The 21,059-nt window shown below is 42.2% G+C and carries 19 protein-coding genes and 2 tRNA genes; 12 read left to right on the top strand and 9 right to left on the bottom strand.

Translation table 11 applies throughout. From position 1 onward, the window contains the following. Positions 1-55: 55 nt before the first annotated feature. The 6 genes from B9Y69_RS03585 to B9Y69_RS03610 all read left to right on the top strand — a co-directional run bounded on the left by B9Y69_RS03585 (position 56) and on the right by B9Y69_RS03610 (position 4,672). Positions 56-736: a carboxylesterase family protein gene (locus tag B9Y69_RS03585; RefSeq protein WP_234991068.1), complete on the top strand. Its 681-nt coding sequence runs from the start codon at positions 56-58 to the stop codon at positions 734-736. 2 nt (positions 737-738) lie between these two features. Continuing rightward, positions 739-1,446 (top strand): response regulator transcription factor, encoded by a 708-nt coding sequence (locus B9Y69_RS03590; protein ID WP_085471617.1) that lies wholly within the window; start codon positions 739-741, stop codon positions 1,444-1,446. Positions 1,447-1,486: 40 nt separating this feature from the next. Then, the gene (locus B9Y69_RS03595) at positions 1,487-2,806 is read left to right on the top strand and encodes a HAMP domain-containing sensor histidine kinase (protein ID WP_159451804.1); all 1,320 of its coding nucleotides are present in this window, start codon (positions 1,487-1,489) and stop codon (positions 2,804-2,806) included. Positions 2,807-2,936: 130 nt separating this feature from the next. Then, the gene (locus tag B9Y69_RS03600) at positions 2,937-3,452 is read left to right on the top strand and encodes a hypothetical protein (protein ID WP_085471619.1); all 516 of its coding nucleotides are present in this window, start codon (positions 2,937-2,939) and stop codon (positions 3,450-3,452) included. After that, complete coding sequence (locus B9Y69_RS03605; protein ID WP_085471620.1) at positions 3,439-3,942, top strand: hypothetical protein; 504 nt, start codon at positions 3,439-3,441, stop codon at positions 3,940-3,942. The genes B9Y69_RS03600 and B9Y69_RS03605 overlap by 14 nt, the downstream gene beginning before the upstream one ends. Further along, positions 3,926-4,672, top strand: a complete 747-nt coding sequence (locus B9Y69_RS03610) for a YoaK family protein (RefSeq protein ID WP_085471621.1) — start codon at positions 3,926-3,928, stop codon at positions 4,670-4,672. The genes B9Y69_RS03605 and B9Y69_RS03610 overlap by 17 nt, the downstream gene beginning before the upstream one ends. Before the next feature lie 98 nt (positions 4,673-4,770). On the opposite strand, the gene dapA is transcribed toward B9Y69_RS03610, so the two are convergent. From dapA to B9Y69_RS03630, 4 genes are all read right to left on the bottom strand, one after another. Then, positions 4,771-5,652, bottom strand: coding sequence for a 4-hydroxy-tetrahydrodipicolinate synthase (dapA, locus tag B9Y69_RS03615; RefSeq protein ID WP_085471622.1), 882 nt, complete (start codon positions 5,650-5,652; stop codon positions 4,771-4,773). A gap of 25 nt (positions 5,653-5,677) precedes the next feature. Beyond that, on the bottom strand, positions 5,678-7,702 hold the full coding sequence (ligA, locus tag B9Y69_RS03620; RefSeq protein WP_085471623.1) for an NAD-dependent DNA ligase LigA: 2,025 nt from the start codon (positions 7,700-7,702) through the stop codon (positions 5,678-5,680). Between the two features lie 123 nt (positions 7,703-7,825). Beyond that, the gene (locus B9Y69_RS03625; RefSeq protein ID WP_085471624.1) at positions 7,826-8,857 is read right to left on the bottom strand and encodes a glycosyltransferase family 2 protein; all 1,032 of its coding nucleotides are present in this window, start codon (positions 8,855-8,857) and stop codon (positions 7,826-7,828) included. Beyond that, positions 8,854-9,720: a lysophospholipid acyltransferase family protein gene (locus B9Y69_RS03630; RefSeq protein WP_085471625.1), complete on the bottom strand. Its 867-nt coding sequence runs from the start codon at positions 9,718-9,720 to the stop codon at positions 8,854-8,856. Before B9Y69_RS03630 ends, B9Y69_RS03625 begins: the two co-directional genes overlap by 4 nt. A gap of 76 nt (positions 9,721-9,796) precedes the next feature. Here B9Y69_RS03630 and B9Y69_RS03635 point away from each other — a divergent pair, with 76 nt between their 5' ends. Next, positions 9,797-10,405: a WbqC family protein gene (locus tag B9Y69_RS03635; RefSeq protein ID WP_085471626.1), complete on the top strand. Its 609-nt coding sequence runs from the start codon at positions 9,797-9,799 to the stop codon at positions 10,403-10,405. A 33-nt stretch (positions 10,406-10,438) separates the two neighbouring features. Here B9Y69_RS03635 and B9Y69_RS03640 read toward each other — a convergent pair whose 3' ends face one another. After that, positions 10,439-11,269, bottom strand: a complete 831-nt coding sequence (locus tag B9Y69_RS03640; RefSeq protein WP_085471627.1) for an alpha/beta fold hydrolase — start codon at positions 11,267-11,269, stop codon at positions 10,439-10,441. A gap of 162 nt (positions 11,270-11,431) precedes the next feature. Between B9Y69_RS03640 and B9Y69_RS03645 the strand changes: the two genes are divergently transcribed. Both B9Y69_RS03645 and B9Y69_RS03650 read left to right on the top strand, forming a co-directional pair. After that, positions 11,432-11,505: transfer RNA gene (locus tag B9Y69_RS03645), tRNA-Arg, on the top strand. 279 nt (positions 11,506-11,784) lie between these two features. Then, the gene (locus B9Y69_RS03650; RefSeq protein ID WP_085471628.1) at positions 11,785-12,513 is read left to right on the top strand and encodes a DUF3667 domain-containing protein; all 729 of its coding nucleotides are present in this window, start codon (positions 11,785-11,787) and stop codon (positions 12,511-12,513) included. A 192-nt stretch (positions 12,514-12,705) separates the two neighbouring features. Here B9Y69_RS03650 and B9Y69_RS03655 read toward each other — a convergent pair whose 3' ends face one another. Next, positions 12,706-14,775: a M48 family metalloprotease gene (locus tag B9Y69_RS03655; protein WP_085471629.1), complete on the bottom strand. Its 2,070-nt coding sequence runs from the start codon at positions 14,773-14,775 to the stop codon at positions 12,706-12,708. 245 nt (positions 14,776-15,020) lie between these two features. Here B9Y69_RS03655 and B9Y69_RS03660 point away from each other — a divergent pair. The 3 genes from B9Y69_RS03660 (at position 15,021) to obgE (ending at position 16,763) form a co-directional block, all read left to right on the top strand. Then, positions 15,021-15,094: transfer RNA gene (locus B9Y69_RS03660), tRNA-Arg, on the top strand. Between the two features lie 73 nt (positions 15,095-15,167). After that, a complete protein-coding gene (locus B9Y69_RS03665; protein ID WP_085471630.1) occupies positions 15,168-15,737 on the top strand; it encodes an adenylate kinase in 570 nt (189 codons plus the stop codon). Between the two features lie 24 nt (positions 15,738-15,761). Further along, complete coding sequence (gene obgE / locus B9Y69_RS03670; RefSeq protein WP_085471631.1) at positions 15,762-16,763, top strand: GTPase ObgE; 1,002 nt, start codon at positions 15,762-15,764, stop codon at positions 16,761-16,763. Between the two features lie 183 nt (positions 16,764-16,946). Here obgE and B9Y69_RS03675 read toward each other — a convergent pair whose 3' ends face one another. The 3 genes from B9Y69_RS03675 to xerD all read right to left on the bottom strand — a co-directional run bounded on the left by B9Y69_RS03675 (position 16,947) and on the right by xerD (position 21,002). After that, positions 16,947-17,564: a hypothetical protein gene (locus tag B9Y69_RS03675; protein ID WP_085471632.1), complete on the bottom strand. Its 618-nt coding sequence runs from the start codon at positions 17,562-17,564 to the stop codon at positions 16,947-16,949. A gap of 15 nt (positions 17,565-17,579) precedes the next feature. Beyond that, positions 17,580-19,634, bottom strand: a complete 2,055-nt coding sequence (locus B9Y69_RS03680; protein ID WP_159451805.1) for a TonB-dependent receptor — start codon at positions 19,632-19,634, stop codon at positions 17,580-17,582. A 474-nt stretch (positions 19,635-20,108) separates the two neighbouring features. Then, positions 20,109-21,002, bottom strand: a complete 894-nt coding sequence (gene xerD, locus B9Y69_RS03685; protein WP_085471634.1) for a site-specific tyrosine recombinase XerD — start codon at positions 21,000-21,002, stop codon at positions 20,109-20,111. Between the last annotated feature and the right edge of the window lie 57 nt (positions 21,003-21,059).

The following is a 21,059-nucleotide window of genomic DNA, read 5'->3' on the forward strand; positions in this document are numbered from 1 at the left end:
AATTCCACAAATCAACAATCTGAAACAATTTAACTTGCTATAAGACATTATGTTTATGATAAAATATTTGACGGTTATTTTATTCCTCTTTGGTGGGGCAGTCTGTGCGCAACAGGATGCTGTAAAAGGAAAGACAGCCTATGACTTTCTGGTGGATACCGAGAATTATAATGCAGAGATAAAGAGCCCGCTGCTGATTTTCCTGCATGGCAGAAGTCTTTCGGGAAAGGATTTGAACAGAGTTAAGCGCTACGGTGTCCTGTATGCAAAGAACCGCGGCTTAGATATTCCTTCATCCATTATTGTGGCGCCACAGACCAATAATGGTTGGGATCCGGATAAGGTGAAGGAGGTACTGGATTATACATTGGCAAACTACAATGTAGACCCAGAGCGGGTGTATGTATGTGGCATGAGTATGGGCGGGTATGGAACGATGGATTTCGTTGGTAAACATCCCGAATGTGTCGCTGCCGCTGTCGCTATCTGTGGTGGTGGAACGTTGAAATATGCGGAAAATCTTTCTACCGTACCGGTATGGATACAACATGGTAGTGCGGATCGTGCTGTGCCCGCTTCCGAATCCAAGAAAATATATAATGCTATCCGTAAGGCAAATCCCGATGCCAATGTAAAGCTAACCATCATACCAGGGGGCACACATGGGAGTGTGGAGCGTTTGTTCCATAACGATGAAATGTATGAATGGATGTTTCAACACCGTAAAGGGAACTAATCATGCCGAAAAAAATACTTCTTGTTGAAGATGAAAAAAATGTGGCAGACTTTGTTATTCAAGGTTTAGAGGAAGATGGTTATACAGTTTCGCACGTCAGCCGGTACAGTGAATTGTTGTTCTTATTGCAAGGGAATAGCTATGACCTGCTGGTTTTGGATGTTTTGCTGCCGGAGGTGAACGGACTCGAGATTTGTAAGAACCTACGAACCATGGGGTATACAGACTTGCCAATCCTGATGTTGACCGCCCTTGGTAGCCCGGAGAATGTGGTTTTGGGCTTGGATAGTGGTGCGGACGATTACCTTTCCAAACCTTTTAAACTGATTGAGTTGAAAGCACGAATTCGTACGCTTATTCGGCGACGGGAAGAGATTACCAAGTATACCCAAAACAATAACGACGGTAAGCGTTATGGGTATAAGTTTTTGGAAATTGATGATTTCAAAAAAGTGGCATTCTGCGATGGGCAGGAGCTGAACCTGACATCCACAGAGTACAAGCTGTTATTGCTTTTTGTACAGATGCCGAAGAAAGTATTTAGCCGAAACGAGCTGCTGGATAAGATATGGGGGATAAACTTCGATATCGGATCCAATGTGGTCGATGTATATGTTAACTATCTGCGCCGTAAAATAGAACGCATAACGACCACCAAGATTATACATACGGTGATCGGTATGGGATATGTCCTAAAAATTGATGATTAAAGTCTAGATGAGGAACTACAACAAAACCCTGTATTCGCTGATGGCAATTTTAATAGTTTATACTATTTCTTTTGCCATTTTTATTTTCTACTCCGTCACCAACTTTGCATTTTCAGATTTCTATAAACGTCTTGATCTACGTCGAAATCTTGCGGCTGAGCGTTTTCTAAATGGCGATCAGGCAATCAATGACCGATCCTTGAATTACGTGGAAAGCCTCGATAACCAACAAGACTATTTTATAGCGTTGGATGCGCAAGGGCGTGTTGTCAAAAATGATGGTTTTGATATGAACCTCTGGAAGCAGGTAGACCAGGAGGGGCCGGTGAACTTTAAGGATAAGAATACGTTCTTTTCGACTAAAAAGTATCAAAAAGAGGGAAGTACATATATTATTGGTGTATCTGCTGAGAACTATTTTTACACCCATCATTTAATCTATCTTCGAAACCTGCTCTTTATCAGTTTGGTGCTGGGTGTGCTATTTGTGGTGGTGGTTTCCTTGTTGGTTAAACGGTCATTCCTGAAGCCAATCAACGCTATTATTCAAGAAGTTGAAAATATTGGTTCCGAAAATTTACACCTACGTCTCTCTGAAACGAAGGATAATGGTGTCTTGAATAAGCTTTCACGAACTTTTAATCGGATGTTACGACGGATAGAAACGTCGTTTGAGACACAAAAGAACTTTATTAGCAATGCTTCGCATGAGTTAAACACACCGCTGACCTCTATTATTGGTATTGCCGATCTGGCCCTTTCAAAGGAACGCACGATCGAAGAGTACCAAAAGGCGATGACCAAGATTATCGATGCCGCCGAAAACCTGGAGAAGAAGACAAGTGCCTTATTGCTATTGGCACGTACCGGGTATGAGAACAATAGCTTAAATTTTAAACCTGTACGGATCGACCAGATTATAATGGATGCGGACCTGACGGTAAAGGCCATCAATGAACATTTTCGGGTAAAGACAGATTTTACGATGTTGCCCGATGATAGTATCCGGTTAAAGGTGAATGGTTCAGCAGCCTTGCTGCAGCTTGCTATTACGAACCTTATTTCCAATGCTTGTAAGTACTCGCCTAATCACATGGCATATGTGGCGCTAGGGGCCGTGGAGGGGAGTGTTTTGATTTTTATTAAGGATGAAGGTATTGGGATACCTGCGCAAGAACTGGATCATATCTATGACCCTTATTTTCGAGGATCGAATACCACTAATTATTCAGGCTATGGGATCGGGTTACCGCTTGCGCGGAATATTGTCTTGATGCATGATGGGCAGATTACGGTTACTTCAGAGCTGGGGTCTGGAACGACGGTACGGATTGAAATTCCGACATTAAAGATGTTTTAATGTAGTTTTAATCTGAAATTATGTTTTTAATCTCAGTTTAATAACCTGCTGCAAACTCTAATGGAAAACTAATGACAGCTTAATTTCATTGCTATGTCGCAGCTATACTTTTGAAGGAGAACAAAAGATTATGGCTAAGACAAAACGCGTCCTTATACCGACAGACTTCACGGTCGGTTCTTTACAGATTGTTTTTGATTATCTCGCACAAAGCGCGGACGAGCCCGTGGATGTAGTGCTGGTTTGTGGCCAGTCAATCAGCGACTCGATCAGTGAGCTATTGGGATTTTCTAAAGATGATTACCTGGCGAAGGTCCAAAGCTCGGACTTTCTTAAAGCGTGCCAGCTTCTGCGCGCCCGGTTTGAGCACAAGTTAGTGGATCTATATGCTGACGTTATCTACGGTTCACAGGATCGATATATTCGAAATTACCTGAAAGGGGGACGTATTGATGAGGTGGTTATGCCTTATGCATATACTTTTTCGAAAACGGATAAGACCCAGGAAGTTATGCGTGCGGTATACCGGAACATAAGGATAGAAACCCAAAAACTAGTGCATATTGACACGGTGAATACGCATGAAGGTGAGTTAGATAAGGTAGACCACTTGTTTTTTAGAAAGGGATGGAATGTTACGTATTAGCCGAGATCTGCTCATTAAGCTCACCTATCTTTTGGTTGCTTCCTTGCTTTTTGTGAGTGTGGGCATCATCATGTATGCTGAAAATCCGGAACGTTTGATTCAAGGGGTTTGGCAGGAAAAAGAGTGGCATTTGGAAAAAGATAATGCACCTCATCAGAATTTGACGGTGGCTATGTTGTCTAAAGGACTTCGTGATGAAATATTGCAGGAATTGGAGGAGTTTCATCATGGAGTATGGAAGTTTGATGGTAACCGGGTGATACACCCAGATGGAGGGGTGATTCGCGATGAGATGGAGTGGTATATTAAAGGAAGGGGACATATTCTGGAATTGCGTCGCGATGGGAAGCCATTGGAAAGTTTTCAGATACAACGTATCGACGAGAATAGTATGGTGTTGCATCTAAACCTTGATCTTCAGGTAAAAGGTGTTATTAAGATAGTTTTGGAACGTATAGCAGATAGGGAAGAATATGCTAAGAAAGTATAGCAACCATAGAACCAATAGTGATAATATCAAGCTGGGCGCTCTTACCGCATTCTCTGCGGGGATGGTGAATGTGATTTCAGTTTGTGTATTTTTTGCATTTACCTCGAATATTACGGGGTATTATGCCGTTTTGCCGCAAGAAATAGCAAAAGGGAACTGGTACCAGGCCGCTGTTGTCTTGCTTTGGATCCTTTTGTTTTTTTCGGGAAGTCTCTTATCCAACCTCTTGATTATTCACGGCAAAAGTCGCATGGGGCAGTATGTATCGCATGCTATCCCTGTCATACTGGAGCTCCTCTGTGTACTTTTCGTGGGGTTGTATCTTGATTTCTTTTATGGTGACAGCCTACAGGAAACGGAGTTTTTGGTCGGAGCGTTGTTATTTGCGATGGGGCTACAGAATGGATTAACGGCAAGTATCTCGAATTCGGTGGTCAAAACGACGCACCTTACAGGATTGACCACCGATTTAGCGATTTTAGTTTCTATGTTTACGATACAGGCTAACCGATCAAACAAAGCCCTAGTGGACAAGTTTCACCTCTTGTTATCTATTCTGGGTGCTTATTTTGCGGGAGGTTTATTGAGTGGGATTTGTTATGTATACTACCATAACTTCACTTTTTATGTCGCTTGTTTTGTATTGCTTATCATCGCGTTATATGATTTTTATAAGTTAGCACGCGTTAAGCAGCTTTTCGCACATCGGAAACGAGCATTCGCATCTTAGGCAATACGGTTGCGAAGGCTAAAAAAAAGCGGCTATGTTTGAATAAGTTAGATCACTAGCTTATTCAAACATAGCCGTTATACGTAGATATATAGCCTTTAGTTGAGCTGTGCCACTTCTTGACGAATTGCTGTACGCGTAGCTTCGCTAACTGGGAGGAGCGGTAAACGTAGCGCATCCGCCGCGATAATGCCTTTCTCTAGCAGGATACATTTTATACCACACGGGTTTGCTTCAACAAAACATAAATCTGTAATGTGTAGTAAACTGTTGTGAAGCGGACGTGCAGCGACATAATCATTCGTGGCACAAAGCCGCGTTAGTTCCGCTACTTCTGCGGGATAGGCGTTGCCTACCACGGATATGATTCCTACTGCACCCAAAGCCATCATCGGTAAGGTGGCAGGATCATCACCTGATATCAGTAAAAAGTCAGCCGGTTTATCGCGCATAATTTCACTGAATTGCGCAAAACTACCAGATGCCTCTTTCGTTGCCACAATATTTGTAAAATCTTTCGCTAGACGAACCGTTGTTGCGGCCGACATGTTGCTGCCGGTACGTCCCGGTACATTGTACAAGATAAGGGGAAGCGGACTCGCTTCTGCAACAGCTTTATAGTGCTGGTAGATGCCTTCTTGTGTGGGTTTATTGTAGTACGGCGACACCGAAAGAATAGCGCAGTATCCTGAAATATCAAATGCTTTTACTTGCGCAACGATTTCCATGGTGTTGTTACCACCTATACCGGCCACCAAAGGCAGTCTGCCAGCAACGTGCTCCGAGGTAAACGCCCAGATACGCTTTCGTTCTTCAGCCGTTAAAGTAGCAGTCTCACCTGTTGTACCCAATACAACCAAGTAATTCATGCCCTTTTTGATTTGAAAATCAATTAGTTTTGCCAAAGATTCAAAATCCACTGTTCCGTCTGTGTTAAAAGGTGTAATTAAAGCTACACCAGCTCCTCGAAGCTCATTCATGTTTTGTGTTGTTTACTATATAATTTTAATTTGATTGATTAATCATCGCTAAAACCTCTTTATCTGAGATAATGGGTACCTGTAGTTTTTCAGCTTTTGCTAGTTTGGAAGGCCCCATTTTGTCTCCTGCTACCAGGTAGTTAAGCTTAGCAGAGATAGAGGAAACCATCTTCCCACCATGGGATTCTATGAGTTCCGCCAATTCTTCGCGGGAAAAGTCTGCAAAAACACCGGAGATCAAGAATGTCTTTCCCGTCAGGCTGTCGCCCGCAAAAACCTGCTCTTTTTCGATAATCGCAAATGGTAGACCCGCTGCTTTTAAACGCGCAATTTCTTCCTGGTGCTCGGGGTTGTGCAGGTAAGCGTGTATACTCTCCGCAATACGTCCACCAATATCGGGAACAGCAGCCATATCTTCGAGAGAAGCTTCACCCATAGCATCGATATTCTTGAAATGCGCAGCCAGTTTTTTGGCTATAGTTTCGCCGACATGACGGATGCCCAACCCAAAAAGAACCTTCTCGAAAGGTTTCTCTAATGACTGTTCGATGCCCGCTAGCATATTCTCGATCGATTTTTCGCCAAAACGTTCAATCTGTGTTAACGCACTACGGTGATCTTTCAGGGTATAGATGTCTGATATTTTACGCAATAAGCCTAAATCGTAGAACGTTTCTATGGTCTCGTCGCCCATGCCTTGAATATCCATCATTTTGCGACCAATAAAGTGCTGTAGTTTACCTACTATTTGTGGCCTGCAGCCATCTTCATTCGGACAGTAATGTACGGCTTCTCCTTCCTGTCTGACCAAAGCGGTATTACATTCCGGGCAGTGTGTAGGATATAAGATAGGGGATGCTCCTTCGATGCGTTTCTCTAGATTGACCGCGATGACCTTCGGGATAATTTCGCCTCCTTTTTCGACAAATACCGTATCCCCGGCATGGAGATCTAGACGTGCTATTTCATTCGCATTATGTAAAGACGCACGTTTGACGGTGGTTCCGGCCAGCAAAACAGGGGTTAGGTTGGCTACTGGTGTAACCGCACCGGTACGCCCCACCTGATAGGTCACACTCTCCAGCGTCGTTTCTACACGCTCGGCTTTAAATTTATAGGAAATCGCCCAACGTGGTGATTTGGCCGTAAAGCCGAGTTCCTCTTGTTGTGCGTAATCATTCACTTTGATTACGATACCATCGATATCGTAGCTCAGTTGATGCCTTGCTGTATCCCAATAATCGATAAAAGCAAGAATTTCGTCTATGCTGCTACACAATTTGCTGTGTTCCGATATTTGGAAACCCCAACGCTTTACGGCAGCTAAACTATCCCAATGGCTTTCAAACAAGCGGTTTCTATTCTCGGCATACAAGAAATAGAGGAAGCAGTCTAAAGGTCTTTTAGCGACTTCCTTAGGGTCTTGTAGTTTAATCGTTCCAGAAGCAAAGTTACGTGGATTGGCATACACTTGTTCGCCAGCTTCCTCGCGCTGCTTATTCAGACGTGCAAAAGCAGCATGGTGCATGAAGATCTCACCGCGAATTTCAAACTGGTCAGGAAAAGAGGAGGCATGTAACTGATGTGGCACACTGCGTATCGTCTTCACATTATTGGTTACATCATCGCCCTGTGTACCATCGCCCCGGGTGACCGCACGCACGAGTTTTCCATTCTCATAGGTAATCGATATCGAAAGACCATCGAACTTTAACTCGCAGACATATTGAACGTTGTCGCCAACGATCTTACGTACACGTTCATCAAAATCACGTAGCTCTTGTTCATTATAGGTATTGCCCAAGGAAAGCATGGGCCAACGATGTTGAACGGTATTGAATTTCTGCGTAAGATCGCCACCTACTTTTTGTGTGGGCGAATTGGGATCCTTATATTCAGGGTATTGTTGCTCTAGCGCCTCTAACTCTTTTAGCTTGATATCAAAGTCATAGTCTGAAATAACGGAGTTCGCTAAGACATAATATTGATAGTTATAGGCGTTGAGCTCCTGTGTAAGTTTTTGTATTTTTTCCTGAATATCTGGTAACATAGAGAGCGAAATTACAAAATAAAAAGGCCTTAATTAAATTAAAAACCAACATTTTGTTTACTTCCGCAAACTCCCGAAAGCTCAAATTACCTGATAGAAAACTAATATTCGATGCAGCTTTGTTTACTGGAAATTTTCTGCATCCAATTGCGAGAATTTTCGGATTTTATTCACATAAAAATTCCATACGATGGACTTTTTGAATATACCAGTTTTGTTCTCCTTGACCGGGTATCGCTTACGTTTTTTTGCGTTTTTGAAAATATTTAAGAAGAAATATTGATGTGCTCGACTTATCGCCCAGGCGTCTTTGGGTTTTCGATCGGCCAAAAATTTAAGCAATGCGACCAAGTCTAACCACAAACGGATAAAAATAATCCATGTAGCCTTAAAGAAGGGATAGTTCTTTTGAACCATCACCAAGTTGTTGCGAAAATTTAGGTAGGTCTTTTTGGGATTGCTCGTATTTAGCGTTCCGCCCCCAACGTGAAAGACCGTCGACTGCCCGACGTAACCTATACGGTGCCCCATGCGCTTCAGACGCCAACAGAGGTCAATTTCTTCCATATGCGCAAAGAAATCTGCGTCAAATCCACCCGCAGCATGCCAGGCCTCAGAACGGATAAACAAGGCCGCGCCCGTAGCCCAGAAAACTTCTCGATTATCGTCGTATTGCCCTTCATCTGTTTCTACCTCGTTGAACAGGCGTCCCCGACAGAAGGGATAACCAAATTTATCGATATACCCACCCGCTGCACCGGCGTGCTCAAAGTTGCTTTTTGCATGGTAAGCGCGGATCTTAGGTTGTGCCGCTGCTATATCGGGGTTTTCTTCCATGTAAGCGATCACGGGTTCAATCCAGGTAGGTGTGACCTCTACATCCGAATTGAGTAGGACGTAGTAGCTGGCATCCACCTGTTTTAGGACTTCATTATAACCACCGGCAAAGCCCAAATTCTGACTGTTGCTGATGATGCGTATGGATGGAAAATTCTCTTTTACGAAGGCAACAGAATCATCTGTTGACGCATTGTCGCCTAGGATAAAATCTATATTAGTATACGTGCTGTTATAAACTGACGGTAGGAATTTCTCTAAGAAAAACCGACCGTTCCAATTTAAGATGACAACAGCGACTTTGGGTGTTTCTCTCATTTTCTTCGCTTTCTTTTCCAACGTCTGTGTGACCATAACCAGTATTCCGGTTGTTCTCTGATGCGCTGCTCCGTAAATCTATTGTGTAGCGCGGTGATTTCGTGCTCCTCGTACTCGGTAGGGTCTTCTACTAATGTAGTGAATTTACAATAATAGTAGCCTCTTTTAGCCTTTCTCCCGATATGACAATAAACAATTGGGTTCTTGGTCAATCGAGCGATGCGTTCTGTTCCGGTGTATACCAAGGTGTCCTGATTTAGGAATTCCATAAAATAATCAGAGTCTTGATAAGTAGGCGTTTGATCGGCTACAAACATGCTGATGTGAGGCGTACCCTTTAATCGGATCATATGACGTAGGATTTGCTTCATGGGAACCATGGTTGCGCCAAATCGACTACGTAGCGCGTTGTATACTTCGTTGAAATTTTTGTCGTTCAGCGGCTTGTAGATGACCAGACGAGGGTAATCTGTCATCAAGGAAAGACGATGGATCCCTAATTCCCAATTGCCATAATGCGCGGTAACACCAATTACACCTTTTCCTTTTTTAAAGTGTTTGTACACTTCCTCTGGGTTCAGCAGTTCGATTCGTTTGATAACCGTGCTGGCTTTAATACTTTTCATCTTGATCGACTCGACGATCAAGTCTGGGAAGAAACGGTAAAAGCGTTTGGCTATTTGTCTTCGTTCCACTTCCGTTTTCTCGGGAAATGCTTTCCGGAGGTTCTCCATAACCACTCCTTTGCGGTACTTTATCACATAAAACAAAAGCACGAATAGGAGGTCAGATATCCCATATAAAATCCAAAAAGGAAGTAACGATATGATATGTAGTAAAGTAGCTATCAGTTTTTGTCTCATGGATACGGTCAAATTCCTCGAGTATTGTATTAATATGCCTAATTTAATTATTTTTGTTCAAAAATAGTCAAATTACATGGAATCAAAGTTGCTTTTGCCTGCATTTTATTTACCACCGATATCGTACTTTCATACCATCAAAGAGCATGCGTTGCCGCTGCTCGTGGAGAAGCATGAGAATTACCCGAAACAAACGTATCGGACACGTGCACGCATTGCGACGGCAAACGGTGTATTGGAGCTTTTCGTACCGGTGTTACATGGTCGGAAAGAGCATGGGCCGATTAAGGATACAAGGATCAATTATGATCACGATTGGCAACGCCTGCACTGGTTGAGCTTACAAGCAGCGTACCGTAGTTCGGCTTATTTTGAGTACTATGAAGATGATTTTGTGAAATTCTACAATCAAAAACATAACTTTTTGCTGGATTTCAATATGGAGCAGCTTGAGCTTTTCTTGAAATGCTTTAAGTTGAAGCGTACGCTTGAATTTACGGGGAGCTATTATACCGCTGATGATGTAATTGATCTGCGCAATAGCGTACACCCTAAAAAAGGAAATGCTTGGCCCGATCAGAAACCCTATTACCAGGTTTTTGAAGAAAAACAAGGTTTTATTCCCGATTTGAGTGCGGTCGATTTGTTGTTTAACCAAGGACCACAGAGCGGTAGTTATTTATAGAAACGCATAAAAAAGGGGACTAAGTCCCCTTTTTTATGCGTTTATCTCTAACAGAAAGTGGAGTAACAACTTGTTAAACTCTTCCGGGGCTTCAAGATTGGGCAAATGACCGCAATTGGCCATTTCTATATAGTTGCTATTTTTGATCGCAGAGGCAAGGGCTTGCATGTCTTCTTTGGCCGTTATACGATCCAGCTCACCTCGTATGATAAGAGTCGGACAATCGATGGTCGGTAAGACTGCCGATGTATCCGTCCGGGAGGCTAAGGCAAGAAGGGTCGCACAAATAGTACGTATACTATTACGTCGGATGCTACTTTTTATCAATTCGACCGCTTCAGGTTTGCTATCTAAGCTGTTTGGTGCAAAAACTTTCTCGATAAAGCCAATTGCAAACGGGCGCCTTCCATGAGTCAGCACGGCCTGTATACTATCGAACCGTTTTTGTTTTCCGCTGTCGTCATCTGCTTTGCTATGTGTGTCGGCGAGGATTAAGCCACTAATTTTCTCGGGGTAGAGTTGATATGCGCGTAGTGCGATATACCCACCCATGGAAATGCCACATAGAACCACCTTTTCCAGCCCCAATTTTTCGATAAACTCTTTTAGGTCTTTAGCAAATAGATCGACCGAGAAAAAACCGTGGCCGCTGGTGCTGTTTCCATGTCCACGGATATCCAATGCTATCGCGGTCGTATCGTCTGCGACCTGACTAAGCTGTTGGCGCCACATGTTTTTATTAAAGGGAAAACCATGTAAGAAGATTATCGTTTTTTTTTCGGTGGCCGTTGCTTTTTTGATGTAGTAATGTAGACTAATGTCTGCCACGCGAAGCTTGTTGCTTTTGATTAAACGTTCTGCCATTTTTAATGAATTTTTCGTTTAAATGTAATTGTTTTTGAATCAGCAATATAGCGAAAATATGGCTATAAAAGCACTTTTTTTGCAGAAATAATTTGGAAAAACGGAAAAAGTGCCGATATTTGCATCACCAAAAACAACAACGGTTGTTTGTCGGTAAAAGCCGCGCTCATAGCTTAATTGGATAGAGCACCTGACTACGGATCAGGAGGTTAGGGGTTCGACTCCCTTTGAGCGCACAGAAAGCCACCATCAGGTGGCTTTTTTGTTTTAGTCCTATACAAACCCCTTCGTAAGCTTGTGTTCAATTCCTAGATTAAGACCAAGAGGAACCCGAAATTATACCTAGACGTTGGCGGTTGTAGCAGGAGATTTTTTTTGTACTTTAGCGCCAAACTAACAAACATTAATTAAGCTAACTTTTACACTGTATTTCCAGTAAGCTCCTTCTCCTTATAGGGTGAGGGGAAGCTGATTCTCAGACAAGCAATCAACCGATAAGAAGTATTTAATAAACAATGAACTGCACGAACTGTAAAACTGAAGTCGATCTTAACTATTGTCCAAAATGTGGGCAACCAACCAAGTTAAAGAGAATTGATGGGCACTATATTCTTCATGAAATTGAACACGTACTCCATTTCGAACGTGGTATACTATACACCATAAAAGAACTTATCGTTAACCCTGGCCAAAATGTAAAGAGCTATCTCGTCGAGAATAGAAGCCGGCTCGTAAAGCCTGTTATATTCATCATCATTACTTCATTAATTTATGCGATAGCGTACAAGATATTCCATTTTGAGGATGCTTACATAAATTTTAACGGGACAGAAGATGTAAGCAAGATGCCTGTGTCAATTGCCGTTTTCAAGTGGTTGCAGTCTAATTATGGCTATACGAACATGCTCGTAGGTGTCTTTATGGTGTTTTGGCTCAAATTGTTTTTTAGAAAAGCTAACTATAACTTTTTTGAAATTTTAATCCTACTCTGTTTTGTATTGGGCATAGGGATGTTGATTTATGCATTTTTCGGAATTGCCGAAGGTTTAATAGGTATTAAGACCATGAAAGTAGGAGGGATAGTAGGCTTAATTTATTCGACTTGGGCCATAGGTGATTTTTTTGGTGGTAAAAAAATCATGAAATACTTGAAAGCATTTGCTTCTTATGTTTTAGGAATGCTCACCTTTATATTTATTGTCATGCTGGCTACGGTGATCATTGATACCGTAATCTTGAAATAAGGTATAAGCATTTGGCAGTCAGTATACCCAAGACGGTTTGCGTGGTAATAGGTGGTGGTAAGGTTTATCCAATCACATCTTGAATATGATTGGATAAACTTAAAAGATATATAAAAGAGAAATGATCAGCAAAAGTCAGAAATGAAGTATAATAGATCTATTGTCAGAAGGTGAAAAAGGAATAAGAGTTTTTTACTTTACGGGAGTCAAAATTTCCATACTTTTTTCGAGGTCAATCATGAACTGTAGATAATTCTTTTTGCTTATGAAGTACGTATTATCAATGATCACTCTGTACTCATTGATGTTCGTAAACAGCACTTCCAGATTTTCGGAGATATATTCATTGGCTTCAAAGTAGACCAATTCGTTATCGATAAACTTCTGGATCGAGGGGAGCGCTTCAGCAGAAAATTGCAACCGAAGGTCAGGCTGTTCCAGTACATGTGTTAATTTTTTTCGGAGCAGAGATACCGGTTCTTGTAAAGCTTTCAATTTATCACTGATCTCTTCAAATGGAGTCGTTACAAAAATAAACTGTGTGCCTTCACAGAGTTGGTTGTGTAAACGCAGTTGCTCCTGATGTTTTTCATGTGCATTCGCATATTCTTGGTAGTGTTGAAGGAACTCATCTTTCCTGTTTTGATAAATGGCTAAGTTTAAGAAGTAGCTATAAACCTGTTTATTACTCTCTTTTATCTGATCCTGCAAGGTCGTTACTTCGTGGTTTATCTGCTCGAGTACTTGAGGAGCATCCTTTTTGTTATACTTTATTCCATCGTAATCAAATGTTTTTAAATCGATATTGCCTTCTACAATAGCTTCTACCATAAATTTATCACTTTGTGCCGAGGCGTACGTATACAGCATGTCCATTTTTTGGTTGGAAAACAGATCCTCGAAGGTAAGGTCTGTTTCTTTTTCATTATTGTCTGCTATATCCGTTAGAATTGGTTCGTTGTTGTCATAAAAATCATTGAACATCGGATCGAATTGATGTTTGCGGAACTCGGCCGTAAAACTCTCTTTAAACAGGCTCAAAGATAAAGCGCTAGGTGTACTTTCATAGGTTATCGTTGAAAAGAGCTTGTCTGATATTGCTTTTGTGATTTGTGCATCTTTTGATAGCAGTAGGATAGCGTGATCTGAGGCAACCTTATCTTTGCTAATATTTAATTGCGACAACGCATGGATCCGTTCTTCATCCGAAGGGTGGGATGCCCATTGATTTTCAAGATTCAATTTAGACTTATTGTATTTTCGAATCGTTGTCAAATCTATTTTTGGTAATCCATTTTCAATAAGGTATTGGTGGCGTTCAGCGAAAGTATTCATCACAAATTGATGCTCGGGATATATATTTTCGCTTTTAATATTCTCTTTTGTTTTTTGATCGTAAAACGCTAAGACTGATTCTAATGCGCTGCTTGCAAAGTTTATACGCAACAGCGAGTCGGCAAGAGCTTGTGAGCCGGCCACATGTGCAGCAATCTCATCTGCATGGAATTCCATCTCTCGAGAAAGAGCCATGTAGTTTAGATTTAGGTAGGTATAGAGTTTTTTGAGAATACGCTGTATCTGTTTGATGATAAAGATAGAAATCGCTATAAATGGCGCAGCATACCCCGTTGCGTTGGCCCACGATTGAAACGTATTGTCCAGCGACTCGTTTCGATAAAGCATATTGTAGATAACTTGATTCGCTTGGTACACGTAGGTACCAACCTTCATACTGCGTTGAGAGAAGTGACCGAACTCGTGCGCAAGGATGGCTATTAACTCCTGCTGCGTCGTAGAATTGATTAAACCAACGCCAATTTGTAGGTTTTTTGGAACCGGAAGAAACATGCTCCAAAAATTAGAATTATAGAAAACAGCGGCATTGACATCCGAAGATAGAAAGACCCGTTTGGGAAGGTTGGTCTCCACGGTGCGGGCTACATAGTAAATGGTTGCAAATAGAGCGGGTTCTTCTTCCTGCGTTATTTCAGTGAGATGGCTGGTGTCAATTTTGTTGGAGGCAAATACAAATTTGATCAGAAAAAATAAAACGGTGAGTCCTGTTGCCATAAGTCCTAAGCAAGCTATCCCGGTATAAAAAGACGGGTAAAGTAGGAACAATTGTATGCCTAACCAGCCAAATAAGAAGGTAACCCCAACAGCAAAGAATAAGAGAAAAAGATAGGTAACAGCAAAAACTGCTATGGATACAATAGTCTTTTTTGCGTACTTTTTAAAGTTCGCAGATACGGTTGCTTTCATAAAATGAGTTAATAAGGATGAAAGTATAGTTTTTTATAGAGAAATTGAAATGTTTATTGAGATTTAATAATAATCGATAAATTGATACAAACCACACGATTAGGCTATCGCTCTGCGGGACATCGTGCAACAGATTCGTTTTTTTTGCGACAAAAAAGTAAAAAAAAGTTTGCAGGGCACTAAGATTTCCCTATATTTGCATCACCAAAACAGATGGGGCTATAAGTCAAAATGTGATGGTTGCCGCGCTCATAGCTTAATTGGATAGAGCACCTGACTACGGATCAGGAGGTTAGGGGTTCGACTCCCTTTGAGCGCACTTAGTTACAGCGAAGCCTAATTCTCACAAGATGGATTAGGCTTTTTTTTTCGAACATAAAACGCGTAAACTTATGCTTAACCTAGTTTTATTTGGGCCTCCAGGAGCTGGAAAAGGTACTCAATCAGAGAAATTAATCGAAAAATACCAATTGGTACATATTTCTACTGGAGACCTGTTTCGTGCCCATATAAAAGATCAAACTAACCTTGGACAACAAGTAAGTCAAATTATTGCAGACGGTAATTTAGTGCCGGATTCTATCACCATTGCGATGCTGGAGGAAGAAATTAAAAAGAATCCACAAGCAAAAGGTTTTATTTTTGACGGTTTTCCAAGAACGGTGGCGCAAGCGGAGGCATTGGATGCTTTCTTGGCGTCGATCGATGAAAAGATCACAGGGGTAGTCGCGCTAGATGTAACGGAAGAAGAGCTGACACAACGTATTGCCAAGAGACAAGAGATCTCGGGTCGTGCGGATGATGCAGCTGATAAATTGAAAAAACGTATTGAAGAGTACTTCAGCAAAACGATTCACGTATTGCCGTACTACGATGCGCAAGGAAAATTAGCAAAGGTTAATGGTATCGGTGATATCGAAGAGATCTTTGGTTCTTTGACGGCGATTATCGACCAATATTAATATTAAAAAAGGTAAAGAATAGATATGGCCCAAGGCTCGAATTTTGTTGATTATGTAAAGGTCTGCTGCCGCTCGGGGCACGGTGGCTCGGGTTCGGCCCATTTGCACCGTGATAAACACACGGCGAAAGGTGGTCCGGATGGTGGTGATGGTGGCCGGGGTGGACATATCATTTTGAAAGGATCCACGCAACACTGGACGTTGCTACACTTGAAATACCGGAAGCATATTATTGCGGCCAATGGTGATCCAGGAGGTAGTGCATTGCGGAGTGGTGCAAATGGTAAGGATGAAATCTTGGAAGTTCCGCTAGGCACAATTGCGCGCGATGCGGAAACAGGAGAGGTTTTATTTGATATTACCGAAGATGGTGAAACAAAGATTCTGACACCAGGTGGTATGGGTGGTTTGGGAAACTGGCACTTTAAGTCGCCAACACAGCAAACACCGCGTTACTCACAACCTGGGATACCTGGTAAAGAGCAATGGATCATCCTGGAATTGAAGGTTCTTGCCGATGTTGGTTTAGTAGGTTTCCCGAATGCGGGTAAATCGACCTTGCTTTCTGTTGTTTCGGCCGCGAAACCGGAGATTGCCGATTATCCGTTCACGACGTTAGTACCTAACTTAGGTATTGTGCGTTACCGTGATAATAAGTCATTCGTGATGGCTGATATCCCGGGAATCATTGAAGGTGCTTCGGAGGGCAAAGGTTTAGGATATCGTTTCCTAAGACATATTGAGCGTAACTCTGTTTTACTCTTTATGGTACCTGCCGATACGGGCCGAAGTATTGAAGAGGAATATAATATTTTGTTGAGTGAGCTGACGGCCTATAATCCAGAGTTGATCGACAAACCGCGACTCTTAGCAATTACGAAGTCTGATATGTTGGATGATGAGTTGGAGGCTGAGATGGCTTTGACTTTACCTAAAGGCATACCTTCGATATTTATTTCATCGGTAGCGGGAAAGAATATCACGCAGATGAAAGATATGATCTGGCAAGCTATTAATGCGGATTAGTTATTAGACTTGTTAGATAAAAAAGAGAGACGCTTATATAGCGTCTCTCTTTTTTTTGTTTGTAGTTTGGTAGTTCGTCGTTCATAGTTTGTAGAGCTACAAGTCCCTAATGACTCACCAACCACCAACCACCAACTACCAACCACTAACCACCAACTACCAACTACCAACTACCAACTAAACCTAGTGACCTGCTGTCAAGTGAGCTTCCACTTTAAGGTCTAAGTCATTTGCACCTGTAAACTGCGTGAAGTTGGTGTTATTCCAATCTGCAGCCGTGATACGATCTTTAACTCCGGTATTCAAGTGGCGCATAACATAGCGGAACACAAAAGTAGAAGTTTCCTTTTCAATGGTCAGGTATCCCGTTACGCCTACATTTATTTTCTTGTTATCCGCATCGCGATCCGCATATACATACGTTAAGCTTCCAGTTGGCGCACCTAGAATAAAGGCTTGGTGCTCTGCTGCACGTTGTACAAAGGTTTGTTGCGTCTCTCTGCCCATAAAGTCTGTCGCCACTAAAGACAAACGGTACGTTTTACCCGGTTCCAAATGAAGGTGAGCGCCTACGGCAGGAGCAAGATTGCTTCCCGTAAATGCTACCGTTTCTACTTCAGCATTCGGGATATCATTATAGTGGTAGTGGTCACCGTGTGCTTCACGCTCCACCTCGGTGAAGATGAGTTTAGCTCCCCCAACTTCCTCCTGGTCAATCTCCGCTGTAGGATCATCTTTAGAACAAGATTGTGCAACAAATAGAACGGCAAGTAAAAGTAGGATTGTATTAAATTTTTTCATGATAATGTACGTGTGTTAAAACTGATAAGATATTCTTAAATTAATGTTTCTACCCATTTGATGTGCATAATAGCGGAAACGATCCATGTAATCCTTATATTCGGTGTTGAGTAGATTGTCCACCCGAAGGAGTATGTTTATATTTTTTCTGTTCGTTAAGGGAACATTTGTGCTCACCATGGCATCCACCAAATGATACGCAGGTGGAGGGGTGGCATAATCGGAACCAACTTCATAGCGATCTTGTTTGGCAACGAAGCGATGCATAACCTTCAAATAATTGACCGGTAAAGCTCCCAAAGGAAAATTCCATTGCAGACCATGGCGTATTCTATCTGCAGGTATGTAAGGCAAGTACGTGTTGGCGTCGATATTTTTAGCGCGAACCAAAGAGCCGTTAACCTGATAAGAAAGAGCCGGTGAAAACTGGTAATCTAACGAAAGATCTGCACCGTAGAAGAAGGCATCATGCTGCGCATACGCAAAGAGCGGAAAAGTCCCACGAATGGTTTGCCGAACAGAGTCCGGATTTGGCTGGGCATAAATATAATCGTAGACCAATTGACCATAGATATCGAGCGTGACCTGAAGGGCTTGGGTATTCCAGAGTAAACTATTGGCCCACTTCAATCCCTTTTCGCTCTTTAGCGATTTGTCTCCCACTTCATAGGTGCCACTGCCATGATGAACCCCATCGCTATATAACTCATTGGCCGATGGAGCGCGCCAAGCTAAACCCAGGTTGCTCTTCCAAGTAAGTTTCTCGGAAACAGGATACAAAATTCCTGTCGTACCGGATACATTATGAAAACGACGTTGGTCTGTCATGAGGTATTGATTGACGACCCCATTTTCAAGCTGATTTTTGTAATCGTAACGGTATCCTGCAGCATCCAGATGTTTAAAATCATAGCGCCCGCCAAATTCTGCTAGTACGTTGCGCAGCGAAAACTGTCTCGTCGCAAAGGCGCCTATATTGAAATTGTCGAAATTAGGAATGATAGGTGTTGTTCCCGTGCCCGACTGGTTATTGTTCACTTGAATATTCGCCTGTACGCCGAGTGCCATATCCGATATTTTAAGTACGGCTTCCACATTTTGCGTGGTCAAGATCATATCTGCCATGGGGGTATCATCACTTTCAATGCGACGTTTGTCATATTCTCGACGATGATTGCGTTGAAAACCATATAAGAGCTCCAACGAGTTGCTGTCGGAAAGCTGCCGTCTCCAACGGAACTTGGCTAAGTCGTGATCCACCCGTTGTCTTGGTGCTGCGATAGCATAGGTGAAATCATATGTTTCAAACGGACGGCCATGTGCTATCCGAGGAAGGATGTCTTCCACTGTTCCGATATGTGCGCCAGCAAAGATCCCCAGCTCCGTCCCGAAGTGACTGTAGTAAACCTCCACTTCATTGGTTTTAAAACGATAGTTCAAGCTTCCTGAAAAGTTAAACTCGCGGGCTCCCGTATTGCCAAGATAGTAGTCGGCAGATTTATAATTACCCACTTTTTTGCCTGATGCCTGAATGCGCCAACCTAGATGAGGTATCTTTTTTATTCCTCCTTCTAGACGACCGTTCATTGTCAACCCTCGACCATTACTTTGACCAATAAGATCGATGTTCCCGGTTATCGGGTTTTCCGTTTCAATAGGACGTGGGCTAAGTAAAACTACGCCAGCAAGTGCATCAGCACCATAACGAACACCTTGTGCACCCTTGACCACCTCCATACGATCCGCCGAAAATGGATCTAGCTCTGGAGCATGTTCAGCACCCCATTGCTGTCCTTCGTGTCGAATACCGTTATTGAGCAATAGAATCCGATTGCTATGGAGGCCATTGATAACCGGTTTCACAATGGTATTGCCCATGGAAATTGTAGAGACTCCGGCCATGTCACTTAAAACATCTGCTAAGACTTTACCTTTGTTTTCTTGTATATTTTGGTTTCGCAACACAAGCGAACTGGCTGTTAAGGAAGCGCGTTGTTTGCCGGTAACGACAACCCCCTTAAGCTTGATTTCCTCCGCTTTGGTTGTTGTAGATTGAGCGTTACTTGCCATCACTGAAATTCCTAGCGAAAGCAATAGCCCGAAGCATTTTTTTTGCATCAAATGGATATTGAATTTTTATATAAATAATGGATCGTTTATATAAAAAGGCAAGGCGGGTCCTTGTTTCCGTTTTGAACAACTAGGGGTGAGGTCAGTGGAAAGTGCGGCTCCAGCTTGTCCTCGGTAAATATTAAATGTGATTGCGCCGTAATAGAAACGACAGCATAATGGGTGTCTAGGGCTAATTGATGCGCGACGAACCAACATAGTGAACATCCGTCGTCTGTGGTCTGCTTTTCGTTATCGCAACTCGAATCACAGTGGTTGTGATTGGTATTATGCGTGTACTGCAAGCCCGCTGCTAAGAAAATACTACTTAGCGAAAAGAATAGGACGATATAAATACAAGCCTTGCGGAACATCAATGGCACAAAGATATTCTAAATGCAACACTATTGCAAATTAAATTAAACAAAGTTGCATTTAAGATCGCGGGTGATATTGGGTGATAATAGATTGCAGGTAATCGCGGTCAATGTGTGTGTATATTTCTGTTGTGGTAATGCTTTCATGTCCCAGCATATCTTGAACCGCACGAAGGTCGGCTCCACCTTCAACCAGGTGTGAGGCAAAAGAATGTCGAAAGGTGTGTGGGCTTATGGTTTTTGTGAGGCCAATCTTCTTGGCTAAGTCTTTAATAATAAGAAACACCATAACGCGGGATAATTGTGCGCCACGACGATTGAGGAACACAATATCTTCAAAACCGGCTTTGATAGGACCTTTTGCGCGCACCTCATTAAGGTATATTTTCAGGTATTTAATGGCTTGTTGTCCGATTGGAATCAATCGCTCTTTGTTGCCCTTGCCTTCGACCTTAATAAATTCGACATCTAAAAATAAGTTTGATATTTTTAGATTAACAAGTTCCGATACACGGAGGCCACAACCGTAAAGTAATTCCAATATCGTTTTGTTGCGCATGCCTTCTGCAGTAGAAAGATCTATGGCGCCAATAAGGGCATCGATTTCCTGAATATTGAGGACACTTGGTACTTTACGGTTTAATCGAGGTGCTTCTATATGTTCAGCAGGGTTTGTGGTTATGAGGTATTCAATCTGGAGGAAAGCAAAAAATGTCTTTAGTCCCGAAAGTAACCTTGCCTGTGTATACGGTGATATATGAAAGTCATTTATAAATAGGAGGAACTGCTGTAGGTTCCGAGTTTGAATAGCATCAAGTGGCAATTGCGTATAGGTACAGTAGCTTTCTAATTTATTTACGTCATTTAGATACGCCTCGATGGAGTTATTGGATAGCCCGCGCTCCAATTGTAAGTAGCGTTTAAAGTCCTTTTTCGCAATATCCCAATTCATCGTATAAACTTAAATAAATATGTCCTTATCTGCAATTATTAATCGGGACTCCCTTAT

Source organism: Sphingobacterium psychroaquaticum (genome assembly GCF_900177625.1).
GTDB classification, from domain to species: domain Bacteria; phylum Bacteroidota; class Bacteroidia; order Sphingobacteriales; family Sphingobacteriaceae; genus Sphingobacterium; species Sphingobacterium psychroaquaticum.

Excerpts from the sequence above, each read along its gene's own strand:
- B9Y69_RS03585 (WP_234991068.1), top strand. The coding sequence starts at position 56 with ATGATAAAATATTTGACGGTTATTTTATTCCTCTTTGGTGGGGCAGTC.
- B9Y69_RS03590 (WP_085471617.1), top strand. The coding sequence starts at position 739 with ATGCCGAAAAAAATACTTCTTGTTGAAGATGAAAAAAATGTGGCAGAC.
- B9Y69_RS03595 (WP_159451804.1), top strand. The coding sequence starts at position 1,487 with ATGGCAATTTTAATAGTTTATACTATTTCTTTTGCCATTTTTATTTTC.
- B9Y69_RS03600 (WP_085471619.1), top strand. The coding sequence starts at position 2,937 with ATGGCTAAGACAAAACGCGTCCTTATACCGACAGACTTCACGGTCGGT.
- B9Y69_RS03605 (WP_085471620.1), top strand. The coding sequence starts at position 3,439 with ATGTTACGTATTAGCCGAGATCTGCTCATTAAGCTCACCTATCTTTTG.
- B9Y69_RS03610 (WP_085471621.1), top strand. The coding sequence starts at position 3,926 with ATGCTAAGAAAGTATAGCAACCATAGAACCAATAGTGATAATATCAAG.
- dapA (WP_085471622.1), bottom strand. The coding sequence starts at position 5,652 with ATGAATGAGCTTCGAGGAGCTGGTGTAGCTTTAATTACACCTTTTAAC.
- ligA (WP_085471623.1), bottom strand. The coding sequence starts at position 7,702 with ATGTTACCAGATATTCAGGAAAAAATACAAAAACTTACACAGGAGCTC.
- B9Y69_RS03625 (WP_085471624.1), bottom strand. The coding sequence starts at position 8,857 with ATGAGAGAAACACCCAAAGTCGCTGTTGTCATCTTAAATTGGAACGGT.
- B9Y69_RS03630 (WP_085471625.1), bottom strand. The coding sequence starts at position 9,720 with ATGAGACAAAAACTGATAGCTACTTTACTACATATCATATCGTTACTT.
- B9Y69_RS03635 (WP_085471626.1), top strand. The coding sequence starts at position 9,797 with ATGGAATCAAAGTTGCTTTTGCCTGCATTTTATTTACCACCGATATCG.
- B9Y69_RS03640 (WP_085471627.1), bottom strand. The coding sequence starts at position 11,269 with ATGGCAGAACGTTTAATCAAAAGCAACAAGCTTCGCGTGGCAGACATT.
- B9Y69_RS03650 (WP_085471628.1), top strand. The coding sequence starts at position 11,785 with ATGAACTGCACGAACTGTAAAACTGAAGTCGATCTTAACTATTGTCCA.
- B9Y69_RS03655 (WP_085471629.1), bottom strand. The coding sequence starts at position 14,775 with ATGAAAGCAACCGTATCTGCGAACTTTAAAAAGTACGCAAAAAAGACT.
- B9Y69_RS03665 (WP_085471630.1), top strand. The coding sequence starts at position 15,168 with ATGCTTAACCTAGTTTTATTTGGGCCTCCAGGAGCTGGAAAAGGTACT.
- obgE (WP_085471631.1), top strand. The coding sequence starts at position 15,762 with ATGGCCCAAGGCTCGAATTTTGTTGATTATGTAAAGGTCTGCTGCCGC.
- B9Y69_RS03675 (WP_085471632.1), bottom strand. The coding sequence starts at position 17,564 with ATGAAAAAATTTAATACAATCCTACTTTTACTTGCCGTTCTATTTGTT.
- B9Y69_RS03680 (WP_159451805.1), bottom strand. The coding sequence starts at position 19,634 with ATGGCAAGTAACGCTCAATCTACAACAACCAAAGCGGAGGAAATCAAG.
- xerD (WP_085471634.1), bottom strand. The coding sequence starts at position 21,002 with ATGAATTGGGATATTGCGAAAAAGGACTTTAAACGCTACTTACAATTG.